The sequence below is a fragment of the Enterobacteriaceae bacterium Kacie_13 genome (assembly GCA_013457415.1).
GTDB lineage: Bacteria > Pseudomonadota > Gammaproteobacteria > Enterobacterales > Enterobacteriaceae > Rahnella.
In genome coordinates this window covers 3630639-3644372 of record CP045665.1, presented here as the reverse complement: position 1 = coordinate 3644372, position 13734 = coordinate 3630639, and the positions used below count along the sequence as shown (strand labels likewise).

At 55.1% G+C, this 13734-nt stretch carries 16 protein-coding genes; 15 read left to right on the top strand and 1 reads right to left on the bottom strand.

Annotation, left to right across the window (positions count from 1 at the left end; translation table 11 throughout):
• The first annotated feature begins 2 nt into the window (after positions 1–2).
• From GE278_16610 to GE278_16540, 15 genes are read left to right on the top strand one after another with little or no spacing between them, the layout of a single operon-like run.
• Entirely contained in the window at positions 3–260 is a 258-nt protein-coding gene (locus GE278_16610) for an acyl carrier protein (GenBank protein ID QLK62296.1), read from the top strand.
• Positions 261–270: 10 nt separating this feature from the next.
• A complete protein-coding gene (locus tag GE278_16605; protein QLK62295.1) occupies positions 271–525 on the top strand; it encodes an acyl carrier protein in 255 nt (84 codons plus the stop codon).
• A gap of 35 nt (positions 526–560) precedes the next feature.
• Positions 561–1109 (top strand): DNA gyrase subunit B, encoded by a 549-nt coding sequence (locus GE278_16600; GenBank protein QLK63320.1) that lies wholly within the window; start codon positions 561–563, stop codon positions 1107–1109.
• Positions 1106–2443, top strand: a complete 1338-nt coding sequence (locus GE278_16595) for an AMP-binding protein (protein ID QLK63319.1) — start codon at positions 1106–1108, stop codon at positions 2441–2443. Before GE278_16600 ends, GE278_16595 begins: the two co-directional genes overlap by 4 nt.
• Complete coding sequence (locus tag GE278_16590; GenBank protein ID QLK62294.1) at positions 2440–2784, top strand: hydroxymyristoyl-ACP dehydratase; 345 nt, start codon at positions 2440–2442, stop codon at positions 2782–2784. The genes GE278_16595 and GE278_16590 overlap by 4 nt, the downstream gene beginning before the upstream one ends.
• Positions 2775–4496, top strand: a complete 1722-nt coding sequence (locus GE278_16585) for a glycosyltransferase (GenBank protein QLK62293.1) — start codon at positions 2775–2777, stop codon at positions 4494–4496. The genes GE278_16590 and GE278_16585 overlap by 10 nt, the downstream gene beginning before the upstream one ends.
• A gap of 1 nt (position 4497) precedes the next feature.
• A complete protein-coding gene (locus GE278_16580; protein ID QLK62292.1) occupies positions 4498–4941 on the top strand; it encodes an acyl-CoA thioesterase in 444 nt (147 codons plus the stop codon).
• Positions 4938–5543, top strand: a complete 606-nt coding sequence (locus GE278_16575) for an outer membrane lipoprotein carrier protein LolA (protein QLK62291.1) — start codon at positions 4938–4940, stop codon at positions 5541–5543. Before GE278_16580 ends, GE278_16575 begins: the two co-directional genes overlap by 4 nt.
• Positions 5533–7839 carry an MMPL family transporter gene (locus GE278_16570; GenBank protein ID QLK62290.1) on the top strand — a complete coding sequence of 769 codons (2307 nt, stop codon included), beginning with the start codon at positions 5533–5535 and terminating at the stop codon, positions 7837–7839. Before GE278_16575 ends, GE278_16570 begins: the two co-directional genes overlap by 11 nt.
• Positions 7836–8411, top strand: coding sequence for a DUF3261 domain-containing protein (locus GE278_16565; GenBank protein ID QLK62289.1), 576 nt, complete (start codon positions 7836–7838; stop codon positions 8409–8411). The genes GE278_16570 and GE278_16565 overlap by 4 nt, the downstream gene beginning before the upstream one ends.
• Before the next feature lies 1 nt (position 8412).
• Complete coding sequence (locus tag GE278_16560) at positions 8413–9585, top strand: beta-ketoacyl-ACP synthase (GenBank protein QLK62288.1); 1173 nt, start codon at positions 8413–8415, stop codon at positions 9583–9585.
• A complete protein-coding gene (locus GE278_16555) occupies positions 9582–10061 on the top strand; it encodes a 3-hydroxy-fatty acyl-ACP dehydratase (GenBank protein ID QLK62287.1) in 480 nt (159 codons plus the stop codon). The genes GE278_16560 and GE278_16555 overlap by 4 nt, the downstream gene beginning before the upstream one ends.
• Positions 10058–10789, top strand: a complete 732-nt coding sequence (fabG, locus tag GE278_16550) for a 3-oxoacyl-ACP reductase FabG (GenBank protein ID QLK62286.1) — start codon at positions 10058–10060, stop codon at positions 10787–10789. Before GE278_16555 ends, fabG begins: the two co-directional genes overlap by 4 nt.
• Positions 10786–12015 (top strand): beta-ketoacyl-ACP synthase, encoded by a 1230-nt coding sequence (locus GE278_16545; GenBank protein QLK62285.1) that lies wholly within the window; start codon positions 10786–10788, stop codon positions 12013–12015. Before fabG ends, GE278_16545 begins: the two co-directional genes overlap by 4 nt.
• 3 nt (positions 12016–12018) lie before the next feature.
• Complete coding sequence (locus tag GE278_16540) at positions 12019–12708, top strand: 4'-phosphopantetheinyl transferase superfamily protein (GenBank protein ID QLK62284.1); 690 nt, start codon at positions 12019–12021, stop codon at positions 12706–12708.
• 73 nt (positions 12709–12781) lie between these two features.
• On the opposite strand, the gene GE278_16535 is transcribed toward GE278_16540, so the two are convergent.
• Entirely contained in the window at positions 12782–13678 is an 897-nt protein-coding gene (locus GE278_16535) for a LysR family transcriptional regulator (protein ID QLK62283.1), read from the bottom strand.
• Positions 13679–13734 lie beyond the last annotated feature (56 nt).

Genomic DNA, 13734 nt, shown 5'->3' with positions numbered 1-13734 from the left:
TCATGGATTCATTAAGTCACGAGATAAAAGAACTGATCATTACAACCCTCAATCTGGAGGGAATGACGCCGGATGAGATAGAAACAGAGGCGCCGCTTTTCGGTGATGGGTTGGGACTCGATTCTATTGATGCCCTTGAATTAGGGTTGGCTTTTAAAAAGCAATACGGCGTAACGCTTTCGGCAGAAAGTCAGGAAATGCGTCAGCATTTTTATTCTGTAGAAAGCCTCGCCCAGTTTATATCAGTACAGCGTGGTTAAAGAGATTCCTATGCAAAAGCAAGAAATTTACAATCAAATTAGCGAGTTATTAATCAAGCTGTTTGAAGTTGACGAAAGTGATATCAAACCGGATGCCAGATTATATGAAGATCTGGAATTAGACAGCATTGATGCTGTGGACCTGGTTGTTCATTTGCAAAAAACCACCGGCAGAAAGATTAAGCCTGAAATGTTCAAATCAGTACGCACTGTTCAGGACGTGGTTGATGCTATCGATGACTTACTTAACACACATGCTCAGTAACTGACGTGTCTACAACCCGGGATTCTGTCGCCTCGATTATCCGATGGGTAACCATTGTGGCGATGGTTGTCTACCCGATGGCCGTCTGGTGTGGATTAAAAACCTGGGGGATCGGCATTCTTGCACCGCTACTTGGAAGCGTTTTTATTCTGCGTTTACTGACCTTTCGCGGAAAGCTCAGCCAGCTGACTTTTTTGGGTAAAGCGATTGCGGTGGCGGGTATTGTACTGGTTGCTATCAGCGTCCTTTTACGCGAAACCTCCCTGTTGTTGTATTACCCGGTCGCGGTAAATGTACTGTTGTTTATTCTGTTTTTCAGTTCATTGTATGCCAGGCAATCGATCGTCGAACGTCTTGCCCGGCTCAGTGAACCTGATTTACCGCGCGCCGGAATAATTTATACCCGGCGCGTGACGCAAGTCTGGTGCATCTTCTTTGTGTGTAATGGTTCTCTGGCTTTATATACCTGCCTCAAAGGCGATGTAGCTCTGTGGGCGCTTTATAATGGCGGGATAAGTTATCTGCTAATTGGCTTATTGATGGGTATTGAATGGACAGTCAGAAAGCGCCTGCAACGATCATGACGCTCCCAATGAACCAATGGCTAAACCCGCATAGAAGTGACGATCGCCTGATCGCCTGGAGCGAAAGTCGGGAATGGCGTCAGAGCGAGTTTCGCCGTGATGTTTTGTCGCTTATCGATAAGCTGCGCGCCGAACCGCAACTTCGCTGGGCCGTTTGTCTGGAGGATAACTATGCGTTTGCCGTGGCGCTGCTGGCCCTACTCTACAGTGGTAAAACGCCGGTATTGCCCGGTCATTTTCGTCAAGCCGTTCTGGCTGAACAGCGGGATGAATTTGATGCGCTGATCACCGATCTCCCGCTTGAGCTGGGTTGTCCGATACTCATCTATCCCTGTGAGGCAGCAACTTTTCTTTCTCCTTTGCCCGAATGGCCATGCAACGCCTCGCTGATTTTATTTACGTCAGGATCGACCGGAAAACCACAAAAAATTATAAAACCGGTGGCCAGTCTGGAACGCGAAAGTCTGTGGCTCGCCGCTCTCTGGGGCGAAGATCTCGAAGGTGCGTATTTTACCGCTACCGTTGCCCCGCATCACATGTATGGTCTGACATTCGCCTTTATGCTGCCGCTTTCTCTCGGTATGCCGTTCTATGCGAGAAGTATTGAATACCACGAACAATTGCAGACTCTTGCGCTTGTCCGTTCATTAGTGCTTATCAGCAGCCCGGCATTTCTCAAGCGGCTTGATCCTGCATTGAAAATCGCCAGGCTCCGACTCGTCTTTTCTGCCGGTGGCCCTCTTCACCACGAAGCCTCTGCATTGACTGCAGCTACCTGCGGTTGTGCTCCCATAGAAATCTATGGCACTTCCGAGACTGGGGTAATCGCACACCGTCTGCCGAATGCTCCCTGGACGCTTTTCGACGACATTCATTTTAGACGCTGCGCTGACGGCCATCTCGCCCTGACGTCTCCGCTGATCCCGCAGGCAGACGGTATAATCCTCAGTGATGATGTCGAAATCCTGCCAGATCAGCGACAATTCAACCTGCTTGGCCGCAAAGACCGGATAGTGAAGATCGCTGAGCAGCGGATTTCGTTAAATGAGATTGAACAGCGGCTGTACGGACTGGTTTTTGTATCTGAAGCTTGCGCATTGACGCTCGAAAAGCAGGGCCGGGTCTGCGTTGCGGTCGTGCTTGTCCTGAGCGAGGCCGGTGAAGAGCAACGGCGCAAATTCGGGCACAATCCTTTTATCGGCCAACTGAGGCAGGCGCTGCGGGCATGGCTTTGCCCAGTTTCAATCCCGCGTTACTGGCGCATTGTTCCGGCAATCCCTCTTAACCAGCAAGGCAAACGCGCTGCGGCTGAATTACAGGAACTCTTTTTATGATGATGCCTGAGGTGCTGAGCCAGCAAAAAATCAGCAATACCAGCCTGAGTCTTGAACTGCAACTCTCAGCGGAATTATTCTGGTTCCGTGGCCATTTTCCATCTTCGCCAATTTTGCCCGGCGTCACGCAGGTCAACTGGGTGATGGAATATGCCAGTACGTTGCTCGGGCTGGATAAATCCTTTTCCGGTATGGAGGTGGTGAAGTTTCAGCGACCTCTGTTACCCGGTGAAATTGTCAATGTGCAGATCGACTGGCTGAAAGGAAAGCACCGACTGGTTTTTCGTTATAGTCTTGGTGAGGCTATCGCCAGCAGCGGAAAAATCACGCTATGCCCATGAATCCGCACGATGAATTTTCTCCCTGCCTGATTATTCCCTGTTACAACCACGGGGCGATGATGGCAAACGTGCTGGAACGTCTCCGGCCTTTTGGATTGCCGTGCTTAGTGGTGGATGATGGCAGTGATGCGGCGACTGCCGATGAACTGCAACGTCTGGCCGCAATGACACCCTGGATGCGCCTGACGCGTTTGCCGTCGAATCAGGGCAAGGGCGGGGCGGTGATGGCAGCGCTACAGCTTGCGGCAGAAAAAGGGTTTACGCATGCCATTCAGGTCGATGCGGACGGCCAGCATCAGCTGTCAGACGTGCCCGCGATGTTGCAGGAAGCCCGTCACCACCCGGACTGCCTGATCTCCGGCCAGCCGGTATATGACGACAGCGTGCCGAAATCACGGCTGTATGGCCGTTACGTCACTCATTTCTGGGTCTGGGTCGAAACCCTGTCTTTCTCGATCCGAGACAGTATGTGCGGCTTTCGCGTATACCCTCTGAAACCGTGTCTGGCGCTGATGGCGAAACACCGCCTGGGTCTGCGGATGGATTTTGATACGGAAATTATGGTGCGTCTTTACTGGCAGGGTACGCGCAGCTGCTTCCTGCCGACGCGGGTTACCTATCCTGCGGATGGCCTCTCACATTTCGATGCGGTAAAAGACAACATCAAGATCTCGTGGATGCACACCCGGCTATTCTTTGGCATGTTGCCGCGCATTCCGTTTTTGCTGCGGCAACACTCGCAAAGTAACGAACACTGGTCAGACACGCCAGAACGGCAGGGACTATGGGGCATCCGCCTGATGCTCAACGTCTATCGCCTGCTCGGACACCGCGCCTTTCGCGCGCTGCTTTATCCGGTAATCGGTTACTTCTGGCTGACCGGACGTACTCAGCGCGAGGCTTCCGCCCGCTATCTTGACCGCATTCGTGAAACTGCCGCACAGCGGCATATCTCGCTGCCTTATCCTCTCAGTACCTTCAGGCATTTCATGCGATTCGGCGAGTCGATGCTCAGTAAACTGGCAAGCTGGCAGGGTGATAACACCCTGACCGACGCCGTGCTGGTGAACCCTGAGATTTGCGAGGCGCAGATTGCAACCGGTCGCGGCACGCTGATCCTGGCCTCTCATCTGGGGGATATTGAATCCTGCCGTGCAATCGGCGCACTGAACCATAAAATCACCGTTAATGCGCTGGTTTTCACCGACAATGCCGAACGTTTTAATCAGGTGATGAAAGAGATCAACCCGCAGGCTGTAGTGAATCTGATACAGGTGAGCAGAATGGGGCCGGATACCGCCATCCTTTTGCAGCAAAAGCTCGATGCCGGAGAATGGGTGGCGATTGTCGGCGATCGTACCTCTGCCAGTTCGCACCAGCGCGGTGAACATTCCCGTGTCATCTGGAGTGATTTTCTTGGTAAGCCAGCCGCCTTTGCGCAAGGACCATTTATTCTGGCCGCCGCGTTGCATGCGCCCGTCATGCTGATGTTTGGCATCATGCAGCACCAGCGTCTGCATATTTATTGTGAGTCTTTTGCTGACCCGCTTTCCCTTCCGCGAGCTAATCGTCTGCCGGCATTGCAGGAGGCGGTTGACCGCTACGCCGCACGTCTTGAGCATTACAGCCTGCTTGCACCTCATGACTGGTTCAATTTTTATGATTTCTGGCAGCATCCTGTGGATGATGCCTCTGACAGGAAACCTGACTGATATGACGTCCAAACTTGATCCCCGGTTTAACGAGCCGCGTTTTTCCACTCGCGTTGAAATCACCGTGCCGTTTCACGACGCGGATGCAATGGGCGTCGTCTGGCACGGTAATTATTTCCGTTATCTTGAAATTGCCCGCGAACAGTTGCTGAAACAGTTCGATTACGGCTACCGGCAGATGCAGGCCTCTGGCTATGTCTGGCCGATTGTCGACACGCGCCTGAAATACATCGCGCCAGTGTTATTCGAACAACGTATTGAAGTCCACGCGCAGCTCGAGGAGATCGAAAACCGTTTGCGGATCGGTTATCAGATCTTTGATATCGAAACGGGCAAACGCACGACAACCGGTTACACCCTGCAAGTGGCGGTGGATGCCCGAACTAAAGAGATGTGTTTCGTCTCGCCGCAAGTGTTGTTCGAGAAAACGGGAGTCAGTCAGTGAAATCGTTTTTGCTCATTCTGCTGACTATTTTCAGCATCACGGCTCAGGCGGTCACGCTGGAGGATTTGCAGCAGCGTTTCAGCCAGGTGCCGGTTTTGCGCGCCGAATTTGCCCAGCAGCGAACGATAAGCGGAATGGCGCAGCCACTGAACTCCAGTGGGAATCTGGTGATTGCCCAGCAGCAGGGGCTGTGGTGGCAGCAGGATAAACCCTTCCGCCTGACCTTATTACTGACTGAGAGTCGCATGGTGCAAGTTATGGCGGGGCAGGCTCCGCAGGTCGTCACGGCGGACAATAATCCGCAGATGTTCCAGTTCAACTCGCTGCTCGGTGCACTTTTTCATGCCGACCGCCGCGTGCTGGAGGAGAATTTTACGCTGGGGTTTACTGACCTTGGAAAGGGAGCCTGGACGTTGGTACTGACGCCGAAAGTCCCGCCGCTGAACCGCCTGTTTCGCAGTATCCGGCTTCATGGCGAAACTTTCCTGAACAATATTGATATTGATGATATGCAGGGCGACGCGACCCACATCCGCTTCTTCAATCAGAAAACCTCACCTGCCGCGCTGACCGATGAAGAGAAACGCCATTTTGCGTCCTGATCTTCATCGCCGGGCGGCACTAGGCTGGCTGTCGATTATTGCGCTACTGGTGGCGGCGTTGTTCTGGCTATTGCCGCGCAGCCAGATCAACAGCAGCGTGCTGGCGCTTCTACCGCAGCAGCAGGGCGAAGATATTCCGCAGGCCATATCTGATGGCTTTACGCAGCGCCTCGACCGCCAGCTGATGTGGCTGGTCAGCCCGCCGCCGGATACGGGTGTTGCGCCGCTCAACGACTGGCTGAAACAGCTGCGGGCGCTGCCTGAACTGAGTCAGGTGGAAGGGCCGATGGATACGCAGCAACAGCAGGAATGGGGCAAATTTTTCTATCAGCATCGCAACGCTTTGCTCGACGATGCCACCCGGCAGCGCTTCACGACGGGTGCACAAGCGCAAAGCCAGTGGATCCTCGGTCAGGTGTACTCCGCGTTTGCCGGTGTCAGCGGGAAAGAGCTTGCCAACGATCCGCTGCTGCTTGTCCGTGCCTCGCAGATGGCACAGCAGCAAAACAGCGGTGGGATGACGCTCGATCGCGGCTGGCTGATGGCCCGTGACAAACAGGGGCGCAGCTGGTATTTGTTGCATGGCGAACTGAAAGCCTCGTCGTACGACATCACCACCGGCAAGAAAACTGTCGCCAGCCTGAATGCGGTGAAGCAGGCTTTTGAAGCCCGCTGGCCGGGGGCGGAAGTGCTGGCGCGCGGCACGATTTTTTACAGTAACTACGCCAGCCAGCAGGCTGAACACGATCTTTCCACCATTGGCGCCGCGTCGGTAATTGGCGTCTTCCTTCTGATCTTGATAATGTTCAGGTCGGTCCTGCCGATGCTGTTAAGCCTGCTTTCCATCGCGACTGGCGCGCTCGCAGGTACGGTCTTTACGCTGTGGGTGTTTGGTGAAATCCACGTGATGACGCTGGTGCTGAGTACCAGCATCGTCGGGATTTCTGCCGACTACACGCTTTACTTCCTCACTGAGCGGCGCGTCCACGGTGAAAATACCACGCCGCTGGAAAGCCTGAGAAAGCTGTTCCCGGCGTTATCTATGGCACTGCTGACCACGGTGGCTGCGTATCTGATGCTCCTGATTGCACCATTCCCTGGCCTGCAACAGTTGGCGGTGTTTGCCGCCACCGGGCTGAGCGCCGCATGCATTACTGTGATGTGCTGGTATCCCTATTTATCGACACGTCTGCCGCTAGGCCCGACGCCGGGACTGGCGCTGATCTTCCGCTGGCTTCTTGCGTGGCGCAGCCAAAACGCGGTGCGCCTCGGTCTGCCGGTAGCAATTTCCCTGCTGGCGGCAGGGGGCATTGCGCAGCTCAACATCAATGATGATATTGCGGATTTGCAATCCCTGCCTGCTCCATTACAGCAGCAGGAACAGCAGATTGCCGCGCTGACCGGTCAAACCAACGATCAAAAATGGCTGGTGGTGTATGGCGATAATGCGGAGCAAACGCTGCAACGTCTCGAAGCCTTAAAGCCGAAAATGGCGAAGGCCAAAGCCGATGGCGTGATCGACGGCTACCGGGCGATCGGGTTGCCGTCGCAGGCGCAGCAGCAGCGCGATTTAATACTGCTCAGACAACGTGCGCCACAGGTGGTGACACAGTTACAACAGTCAGGCGTCAGTGTACCGACGCCTGATCTGAGCCCGCAAACCGTGGATCCCCGGATCTGGCTTAACAGCGTCGTCAGTCAGGGTTGGCGCCTGTTATGGCTTTCCCTGCCGGATGGCCGCAGCGCCACATTAATCCCGGTGAACGGCGTACACGACAGCGCTGCAATGGGCACACTGGCGCAGTCATTACCTGGCACTGGCTGGATTGACCGCAAAACCGAATTCAGCAGTCTCTTTTCCCAGTATCGCGTTTACCTGACCTGGCTGCTCAGTCTGGCGGTAGCGGTGATCGCCGCAATTTATCTCTGGCGTTTCCGCCTGCCACACGGGCTGATTTGTCTGGTGCCAACCGTTCTTTCGCTGGCCATGGGTGTCGCGGCACTGGGCTACAGCGGCCATAATCTCAACCTGTTTTCATTGCTGGCGCTGATTCTGGTGCTGGGGATTGGCATCAACTACACGCTGTTTTTCACCAACCCGCGCGGTACGCCGACCACCTCAATGTTTGCGATTTTTATGGCCGTCGTGACCACATTGCTGACCTTCGGGATGCTGGTCTTCAGCGCCACGCAGGCGATCAGCAGTTTCGGCATTGTGCTGAGTTTTGGCATTCTGACCGCCTTCCTGCTCTCGCCGTTGACCCTGCCGGTTAAAAAAAGAGGACGTAAAAAATGACCCGATTTACTTTCCCGGTACTGGCTTTCCTGATGCTTACCCTTAGCGGCTGCGCGGCACGTCCTCCTGCCGGGACGCTGCCGCAGGCCTGGCTGAAACCTGGCGTGCAGGTAAAATTACCATCACCGCAGCTGGCAACGCCGGTGAATCAGCAGCAGCTGTTGACCGCGACCGCGAAGGGCAAACAGCAGTCGTTGCTGGTGTTGCTTAACGCTGATGGAAAATCATTGCAGCTGGCGGGTCTCTCCCCGCTTGGGATCCGCCTTTTCAAAGTGGTCTACGATCAACAAGGGATCCACACCGAACAGGCGATAAAGATTGACGGTTTACCTCCAGCAAATCAGGTTCTGGCCGATATTATGTTCAGCTACTGGCCGGTAGAAAGCTGGCAGCCGTTGTTGCCATCAGGCTGGCAACTGAAAGATGAACCACTGCGCCGCACGTTACTGGATAACCACGGCAATACGATCACACGCATAGATTATCTGCCGAAAGGTAGCACGCGTCAGCCTGTGTCGATCGCCCAGCACGCTTTCCACTACCAGATAATTATCCAGAATGTCGGTGACTAACATGATTTACTTTTCGGCCGTGGGCATGGTAAATGCGCTGGGCAATGACATAGCGCAGATTGCCCAAAGCCTCACGACGGGGGATGCGCCGGGTATGACTTTGCAGGAAGGCTGGTTGACGGAAAAACGTCCGGTCTGGCTTGGCGCGGTCACTGCCGGGCTGCCAGCAATCCCGGCCCTTCTCATGTCTCACCGCAGCCGTAATAATCAGCTTTTACTGGCCGCGCTGGCGCAGATCGAAACACAGATTCACGCTGCCATCGCGCAATACGGCAAAGATCGCGTTGCGGTGATCATGGGCACCAGTACGTCAGGGATTGCCGAAGGCGAAGAGGCCGCCCGCCATTTTCACCAGCACGGTGAATTCCCGCAGGGTTACGATTATTTCCAACAGGAACTCGGCGATCCTTCGCAGTTTTTGGCCGAATTTTTGGATTTGAGCGGACCTGCTTACACGCTTTCCACTGCCTGCTCGTCCAGCGCGCGGGCCATCATCAGTGGGAAACGACTGATCGAATCCGGGCTGGTAGATGCGGCAATCGTCGGTGGTGCAGACAGCCTGTGCCGGATGCCGATCAATGGCTTTAACAGTCTTGAATCCTTGTCGCACGGGCGATGTGCGCCGTTTGGACAAAACCGCGATGGGATTAATATTGGCGAAGCCGCTGCGCTTATCCTGCTGAGCCGGGAACCGGCGGAGGTGGCACTGCTGGGCGTTGGAGAATCCTCCGATGCGTGGCACATGTCTGCGCCGCACCCTCAAGGGCTGGGAGCTGAACGTGCGATTAATATGGCGCTGGACATGGCCGGGCTGAATGCGGGCGACGTGGGTTATATCAATGCCCACGGCACCGCGACGCTACTTAACGATCAGGTGGAGGCCGCCGTTATCCACCGTCTGTTCGGCAACCGGACACCGTGCAGTTCGACCAAACATCTTACCGGCCACACACTCGGTGCAGCGGGTGCGACTGAAGCGGCGCTGAGCTGGCTTATCATCACGCAGAATCTGACCCTGCCGCATCAGGATTTCGTGCTGACGCCACGGGACGCCAGCCTGCCAGACATCTGGCTGGCAGAGGCCGGAGAACCGCTTGTCAAACCGGTGATCCTGTCCAATTCCTTCGCCTTTGGCGGTAACAATGCCAGTATTTTGATCGGGAAGCCGTCATGAGTACTCAACATGCTGCGCAATTCTTACCTCATGCCGCGCCGATGGTGCTGCTGGAAACCGTGATTGAAGTGACCGCTGAAACCGCGCGGTGCAGCGCGAAAGTTTCGAAAGACAGTGTACTGGCGCCGTTTCTGAATGCGCAGGGTGCGCTGCCTGCCTGGTACGCCCTTGAACTGATTGCACAGACCATTGGCGTGTGGAGCGGCTGGCATGGCGCGCATTCCGGCGAGCCACCGCAGTTAGGCATGTTGCTCGGCGGGCGAGGGTTGAAATGCACTGTCCCCGAATTTGCGGCAGGCAGTGAATTAATTATCGATGTATCCATGGTATTGCGCGATGAAAAAATTGCGAGCTTTGAAGGTGTTATCAGTATTAATGGCGAACAAGACAACCTGCAGGTTGCCAAAGGACGGCTGAATACGTATCAGCCAGACAAGGATGAAATAATAAAATTAACTCAGGGGATGCAGGAATGACGCGTTCAGTATTAGTCACCGGTGCCAGCAAAGGGATCGGCAAAGCGATTGCCATTCAGCTGGCGAAAGACGGTTTTTTGGTAGCGATTCACTACCACAGCGATAAAACAGGCGCCGACAGTACCTTACAACAGATCGTCGAATCCGGCGGGCAGGGGCGCATTGTGCAGTTTGACATCAGTCAACGCACGCAGTGCCGCGAGGTGATTGAGGCGGACATTGAGGCCCACGGCGCGTATTACGGCGTGGTAAATAATGCGGGCATCACCCGTGATGCGGCGTTTCCGGCGCTGACGGACGAAGACTGGGACGGCGTGATCCACACCAATCTTGACAGCTTCTACAACGTTTTACATCCCTGTGTGATGCCGATGATCGGCCTGCGCCAGGGCGGTCGTATTATCGCACTTTCCTCGGTTTCAGGTATCACCGGCAACCGCGGGCAGGTCAATTACAGCGCGGCCAAAGCGGGTATTATCGGTGCCTGCAAGGCGTTGTCGCTGGAGCTGGCAAAACGCAAAATCACCGTCAACTGCATCGCTCCGGGGCTGATTGATACCGGCATGATCGACATGGAAAAACCGGCGCTCGATGCCGCCATGGGTATGATCCCGCTTAAGCGTATGGGCAACGCCGAGGAAGTTGCGGGGCTGGCGAGCTATCTGATGTCTGACATCGCCGGTTATGTTACCCGTCAGGTGATTTCCATCAACGGAGGCATGGTATGACGCATCGCGTGGTGGTCACCGGTATGAAGGGAATTACGGCATTCGGTAACCACTGGGCCGACGTCAGCGCACGCCTGCAGCAGGGCCGCAACGCTGTGCGCCATATGGACGAATGGCTGATTTATCAGGGGTTAAATACGCATCTCGGCGCACCGGTGGATGATTTTGAGCTGCCTGCCCACTACACGCGAAAACGCATTCGCTCGATGGGGCGCGTTTCGTTGCTTTCCACCCGCGCGGTCGAGCTGGCGCTGGAACAGGCCGGTTTGCTCGATGACCCGATCCTGACCGACGGCGAAACCGGCATTGCGTTTGGCTCGTCTACTGGCAGCACCGGGCCGGTGAGTGAATTCGCGACCATGCTGACTGAAAAGCATACTAACAACATCACCGGCACGACCTATGTGCAGATGATGCCGCACACCACGGCGGTGAACGCCGGTTTGTTCTTTGGCCTGAAAGGGCGGGTAATTCCGACATCCAGCGCCTGTACTTCGGGCAGTCAGGCCATCGGCTACGCCTATGAAGCCATCAGGCACGGTTACCAGACCGTGATGGTAGCAGGCGGTGCAGAAGAGCTGTGTCCGTCGGAGGCTGCCGTCTTCGACACTTTATTCGCCACCAGCCAGCAGAACGATCATCCTGAACGCTCGCCGCGTCCGTTTGATGCACAGCGTGATGGTCTGGTGATTGGTGAAGGTGCAGGCGCGCTGATCCTCGAGTCTCTCGAACATGCGCAGGCCCGTGGCGCGACGATTTATGCCGAAATTGTCGGATTCGCCACTAACTGCGATGCGGCGCACATTACACAGCCGCAGCAATCGACGATGCAAATATGCATCGAAAAATCGCTGAAAAATGCCGGTATTCCGGCGGCTGAGATTGGTTATATCAGCGCGCATGGCACGGCAACCGATCGTGGTGATATCGCCGAAAGTCAGGCGACGGCCGCAGTGTTTGGCGACAGAACGCCGATTTCGTCGCTGAAAAGTTACTTTGGGCATACCCTCGGTGCCTGTGGCGCACTGGAAGCCTGGATGTCGCTGGAAATGATGCGTGAAGACCGTTTTGTGCCGACTATCAACCTGACGCATCCGGATCCCCTGTGTGGCGAACTGGATTACATCATGAGCGAATCGCGGCATATTCAGACTGAGTTTATTCAGTCGAATAACTTTGCCTTCGGCGGGATCAACACGTCGCTGGTTTTCCGTCGCTGGCCGTAACGGATGAACACTGCGCGTCTGGTTACTGCCTCGCTGGATGACCGTTTTCCTCTGTCACGATTGCCCGCTTGTCTTCTCGTTCAAAGTGAAAGTATGAATCCCGCCCGCCGCCAGCAATGGCGGGCGGGCAGGGCGCTGCTGGCCGAAGCTTTATTTGTATTTGCAGGTTGCGAAATGCTGCCCGCGATGCAGATTTCGCCGCAGGGCAAACCGTCTTTTGTCGATCCTTCTCTTCCTTATTTCTCCCTTAGCCACAGTAAAAATTGTTTGCAGCTGGTGCTCTGCGCCGCAGGAGAAACCGGCTGTGATGTCGAGCAAATGCGCCCGCGTTTGCGCTATCTGGATATTGCACGGGCCGCTTTCAGTGACACTGAATTTCAATGGCTGCTCGGGCATTTGGATCCGCAAAGGGCATTCTGGCAGTTGTGGTGTCTGCGTGAGGCGTGGCTGAAACAGCGGGGCGGAAGCGTCTGGCAGATGGATCGGATCCGGCTCGATCCGGCCGCCGGGCTCTTTACCTCGCAGCCGGATTCCGACAGCCGCCTATGGAGCGGGGCAAGTGGGGCGGTGATGACCGCCGTGGCCGTTCCGGGAGGGACGGAGGCACCTGAGGAATATTGGTTTGATGTGGGGTCGGGGTTGCTTATTTCTCAGGCTCGACGCGTCTGGACACCGTTTGATATTGCACTTTGAGCGCTTACAGGGCATTGAGAAACCGAAATATTCCCGGTTAGCCTGAAAGCCCGTAACGCCCAATCAAGTACGATTACCTATCAGCTTCAGCGAGTTTCTCGCTTAAAAAATCAATAAAACACCGGATCCGGGTACTCACCGCCTGGTCACTGTAATACACCGCATGCAGCGGCATCGCGATCCGCATAACCTCCGGCATCAGCAATTTCACTAAATCCCCGCGCTGCACATCATCTTCGGTCATAAAATCCGATAAGCAGGCGATGCCGTTACCCTCCAGACATAACCTGCGCAGTGTCTCGCCGCTGCCTGAGCTGATAAACGGCGTGATGGTCAGCTGCTGCCCGTCGGCGCACAGCAGCGGCCATTTGTTTAACGCCAAGACTTCGTTAAACCCCAGACAACGATGCTTTAGTAACTCATCAACACTCTGTGGCGTTCCCCACTTTTTCAGGTAGGCGGGCGAGGCCAGTACGCTGCGGTAGCTCAGCATAAGTTTGCGTGCCCGCAGGCTCGAGTCCTCGAGTTCACCGACGCGGATCGCGACATCCACTTTGTGGTCAATCAGATTGATATTGCTCTCGGAAGAAAACAGCGCCAGCGACATCTTCGGGAAACGCTCAATAAATTCAGCCACCAGCGGCGTGATGACGTGCAGGATAACCGGCGTCGCCGCGTCGACGCGCAACAGTCCCTGCGGATCGTCGCGGTTCTCCAGCAAATCATCTTCGGCGGCGGCCATGTCATGCAGGATTTTTTGCACGCGGACGAAATACCGCTCGCCTTCGTGCGTCAGGCTTATCTGACGCGTGGTGCGGTTGAGCAAGGTAATGCCAAGCTTTTGCTCCAGACGTTTCAGCGTCCTGCTGACAACGGAATTATCCTGTCCCAGTTGTTCTGCTGCGCGGCTGAAACTGCCGCTTTCAACCACAGTAACAAAGGTCATCAACTCTTCAGAACTGGCTCGCATTGTTGTTACTCCAGCATAAATGATTTGATACTTTGGTTATTTCTGTCATTTAAGCA

Bases quoted from the DNA above. Each gene is read 5' to 3' on its own strand.
- GE278_16610 (QLK62296.1), top strand. From the start codon at position 3: ATGGATTCATTAAGTCACGAGATAAAAGAACTGATCATTACAACCCTC.
- GE278_16605 (QLK62295.1), top strand. From the start codon at position 271: ATGCAAAAGCAAGAAATTTACAATCAAATTAGCGAGTTATTAATCAAG.
- GE278_16595 (QLK63319.1), top strand. From the start codon at position 1,106: ATGACGCTCCCAATGAACCAATGGCTAAACCCGCATAGAAGTGACGAT.
- GE278_16590 (QLK62294.1), top strand. From the start codon at position 2,440: ATGATGATGCCTGAGGTGCTGAGCCAGCAAAAAATCAGCAATACCAGC.
- GE278_16585 (QLK62293.1), top strand. From the start codon at position 2,775: ATGCCCATGAATCCGCACGATGAATTTTCTCCCTGCCTGATTATTCCC.
- GE278_16580 (QLK62292.1), top strand. From the start codon at position 4,498: ATGACGTCCAAACTTGATCCCCGGTTTAACGAGCCGCGTTTTTCCACT.
- GE278_16565 (QLK62289.1), top strand. From the start codon at position 7,836: ATGACCCGATTTACTTTCCCGGTACTGGCTTTCCTGATGCTTACCCTT.
- GE278_16560 (QLK62288.1), top strand. From the start codon at position 8,413: ATGATTTACTTTTCGGCCGTGGGCATGGTAAATGCGCTGGGCAATGAC.
- GE278_16555 (QLK62287.1), top strand. From the start codon at position 9,582: ATGAGTACTCAACATGCTGCGCAATTCTTACCTCATGCCGCGCCGATG.
- fabG (QLK62286.1), top strand. From the start codon at position 10,058: ATGACGCGTTCAGTATTAGTCACCGGTGCCAGCAAAGGGATCGGCAAA.
- GE278_16545 (QLK62285.1), top strand. From the start codon at position 10,786: ATGACGCATCGCGTGGTGGTCACCGGTATGAAGGGAATTACGGCATTC.
- GE278_16540 (QLK62284.1), top strand. From the start codon at position 12,019: ATGAACACTGCGCGTCTGGTTACTGCCTCGCTGGATGACCGTTTTCCT.
- GE278_16535 (QLK62283.1), bottom strand. From the start codon at position 13,678: ATGCGAGCCAGTTCTGAAGAGTTGATGACCTTTGTTACTGTGGTTGAA.